At 57.8% G+C, this 3,259-nt stretch carries 3 protein-coding genes and 2 pseudogenes; all 5 read left to right on the top strand.

Translation table 11 applies throughout. The features are described from left to right. Positions 1–83: 83 nt before the first annotated feature. Positions 84–845, top strand: a complete 762-nt coding sequence (locus PDO_RS11660) for an ABC transporter ATP-binding protein (RefSeq protein WP_009109650.1) — start codon at positions 84–86, stop codon at positions 843–845. Positions 846–1,067: 222 nt separating this feature from the next. Next, a complete protein-coding gene (locus PDO_RS11665) occupies positions 1,068–2,087 on the top strand; it encodes a sulfate ABC transporter substrate-binding protein (protein ID WP_009109651.1) in 1,020 nt (339 codons plus the stop codon). Positions 2,088–2,330: 243 nt separating this feature from the next. Beyond that, on the top strand, positions 2,331–2,492 hold the full coding sequence (locus tag PDO_RS27135; RefSeq protein ID WP_192814367.1) for a transposase: 162 nt from the start codon (positions 2,331–2,333) through the stop codon (positions 2,490–2,492). A 77-nt stretch (positions 2,493–2,569) separates the two neighbouring features. Then, positions 2,570–2,977: pseudogene (locus tag PDO_RS27140) on the top strand (IS66 family transposase); the annotation flags it as partial. 86 nt (positions 2,978–3,063) lie between these two features. After that, positions 3,064–3,259, top strand: a pseudogene (locus PDO_RS28795) (hypothetical protein); the annotation flags it as partial.

Raw genomic sequence — 3,259 nt, forward strand, 5'->3', positions numbered from 1 at the left:
GGTAAGGCTCACCGACACTTGCCTCCTTCTTGCTTCGGCGCCGTTCGTGCGCTGGCAAGACAACCATGCCCGGAAGCCCTGAGATGCTGGAGATCGATCATCTGAGAAAGATCTATGCGAACGGGGCGCATGCGCTCGAGGATTTCAGTCTGAGGGTAGGCGAGGGTGAAGTCGTTGCCATCATCGGCGGATCCGGATGCGGCAAGAGCACGCTGCTTCGGTTGGTTGCGGGGCTTGAAACGCCTACCGGGGGTGAAATCCGGTTGGGAAGTCGTCGTCTGGTCGAGCCGGACGAACGAGTGAATATTGTTTTCCAGGAGCCGAGGCTTTTCCCGTGGCTGACGGTCGCCGACAATATCGGTTTTGGTCTCAGTCACCTCGGCACACGGGAGAGGGCAGACCAAGTCGATGCGGCTCTCGCGCGGATCGGTCTTTCTGGTTTCGGGAAGCGCTGGATACGGGAGCTCTCGGGCGGGCAGGCACAGCGGGTGGCACTCGCCCGTGCCTTGGTGACGCATCCGGCGGTTCTGCTCCTCGACGAGCCATTCTCTGCGCTCGACGCGATGACACGTGGCGACCTCCAGGATCATCTGTCGGACTTGTGGCTGGAGAATGGAACAACGATGCTGCTCGTGACGCATGATATTGACGAGGCCTTGGTCTTGGCAGACAGGATCGTGGTCATGCAGCCGTGGCCGGGTCGCACTCTTGATGTTGTGTCCGTCAACCTGCCGCGCAGGCGTGACCGCAACTCTGCCAACTTCACCGAGCTTAAACGCGAGCTTTCGGGACTACTCGAGCGGTCGCTGGCGCGCGAGTTCGGTGGGCGCCTCGTGAACAAATGAGTGGAAAATGCTACCTGCCAGACTGCTGCGTGACGCGATTACCGAGAACGTCATTCCTTTTATTGTCGGTGAATTGGTTTTCATTGCTTCATGTCGGTGCCTTCCTTGAAGGCTTTGCCAAGAACTCTCGCCAAAGGAAACAAGTTTTTCGTTTGGCACTGGGCCAATTGACCAAGTCTATTTAATCGATAGGCTTTCTGCATCCAACCATGGAGGAAACCAATGTCTCTCATTTCCAAAAGCCTGGTCGCTGCGCTCAGCATAGGCCTCGCCCTGTCGGGCGCGACGACAACCTTTGCGCAGACAACACTTCTTAACGTGTCCTATGATCCGACACGCGAATTTTACAAGGAATTCAATGACGCCTTTGCGAAGCACTGGAAGGCTGAGACAGGCGAAGACGTGACCGTTCAGCAGTCGCATGGTGGTTCCGGCAAGCAAGCGCGTGCGGTCATCGATGGCCTCGATGCCGACGTTGTGACCCTCGCTCTCGAAGGCGACATCAACGCCATTGTCAAGGAAACCGGCAAGATCAAGGAAGACTGGCGCGGCCGGCTGGAAAATAACTCTTCGCCCTACACCTCGACGATCGTCTTCCTCGTGCGCAAGGGCAACCCGAAGGGCATCCAGAACTGGGGCGATCTGGTCAAGGGCGACGTCCAGATTGTCACACCGAACCCGAAAACTTCGGGTGGTGCACGCTGGAACTATCTCGCGGCGTGGGCGTGGGCCAATGAAGAATTCGGTGGAGACCAGGAGAAGATTAAGGCCTATATCGCCGACCTCTACAAACGTGCGCCAGTTCTCGACACCGGTGCTCGCGGATCCCTGACCACGTTTGCCCAGCGCGAGATCGGCGATGTCTTGCTCGCTTGGGAAAACGAAGCCTATCTCGCAGGCCAGGAATTCGGTGCTGACTCTTTCGAGATCGTCGTTCCGCCGATTTCCATTCTTGCCGAGCCGCCAGTGACGGTTGTTGACGGGAATGTCGATGCCAAGGGCACACGCAAGCAGGCCGAGGCCTATCTCGCCTATCTCTATTCCGAGGAAGGTCAGAACCTCGCCGCCAAGCATTTCTACCGCCCGGCCAAGCGTGACTTGGTGAAGCCGGAACTCCTGACACAGCTTCCCGATATCAAACTGGTTTCAATTGATGATCCGTTGTTTGGAGGCTGGAAGAAGGCGCAGCCCGAACACTTCGGAGATGGCGGTATCTTCGACCAGATCTACAAGCCGCGCTGATCACGTTTAAGACAAATTCCTGGCCCGCTTCGCTAATGCGATGCGGGCTTTCTCATATTCTCCGCCATCTGCGGCACGAGCCATGCAGGAACGACTACGGGCTCGTGGCGCTTGACGGACCGCCGAAGTGGCATGGCTCTGCATTTGGCTGTCCACGATAGTAACCGGTGTTCCGCCCCCACGTTGGGCGCCGTCGCCTGATCTGTGATCGACGTTCCATGGATGAAGAACGGGAGTTGCTCCATGAAGACTACATTGGAGTTTCTCAGAACCGGCAAGACTCGACGTGAGGGTCACCGACATTGGCCAGATGAGGTCAAATCGAAGATCGTTTCGGAAAGCTTGCGTCCAGGTGTGACAGTGAACGAAGTTGCGCAGCGCTATCGATTGCGAGCGAACAGTTAACTGATCCTGCCAGCACCGGGGGATGCGTTAGAGTTTGCGGCGATGATCGTCGATCCGCCTGTTTCGGACCCGCCGCCCAAAACCGTTGGTCGCCCCGAAATCGTCCTCGGCCCCGTACGATACGTTATCACCGCGCGCGCGTCGCAACGAAGTCCCCGCTCGGCTAGACTTTGGCCTACATGGCCAAATACTGAGATGGACTGAAGCTCTTCCTGACCGACGGCCGCATCGAGATTGATGGTAACAGCGTTGAGAGGACCATCCGGCCGATTGCCCTCAATTGGAAGAACGCGCTCTCTGCGGGCCATGGCGCAGGAGCCGAGAGCCGGACGACCGTCGCCTCGCTCTTTGAGACCTGTAAACTCAACGCCGTTGATCCGCAGATGTATTTGGCCGCCACGCATATCGCCATTTTCAACAGCCACAAGCAGAGCCGAATGGATGAACTTCTGCCGTGGACTTTTTCAGGACGAACAAACGGCTGAAGTCTGCCGTCGGCCCGAAGCGCGCGTTCGCCGTCAGCTTGACACCAATGCGCCCTCCCTGGATCATCCTGCCCTGGAGGATACTCATGGACATGGTTACGCTGGACTACTTCCGAGAGCCGGGCCCGCATTCCACGGCAAAGAGGAATAAGGTCGGGCTGGGAGGCGCTCCAACGGACATCGCCGACCTAGCCGCCTGGATTCAGGGAAGAATGCTTCACGAACACTGGGCGTCGAGATATGGCGAAGAACTGACCCCGGAGCGCCGTGAACTCTCGCAAA

The organism is Rhizobium sp. PDO1-076 (assembly GCF_000247475.1).
Lineage (GTDB): Bacteria > Pseudomonadota > Alphaproteobacteria > Rhizobiales > Rhizobiaceae > Allorhizobium.

Excerpts from the sequence above, each read along its gene's own strand:
- PDO_RS11660 (WP_009109650.1), top strand. The coding sequence starts at position 84 with ATGCTGGAGATCGATCATCTGAGAAAGATCTATGCGAACGGGGCGCAT.
- PDO_RS11665 (WP_009109651.1), top strand. The coding sequence starts at position 1,068 with ATGTCTCTCATTTCCAAAAGCCTGGTCGCTGCGCTCAGCATAGGCCTC.
- PDO_RS27135 (WP_192814367.1), top strand. The coding sequence starts at position 2,331 with ATGAAGACTACATTGGAGTTTCTCAGAACCGGCAAGACTCGACGTGAG.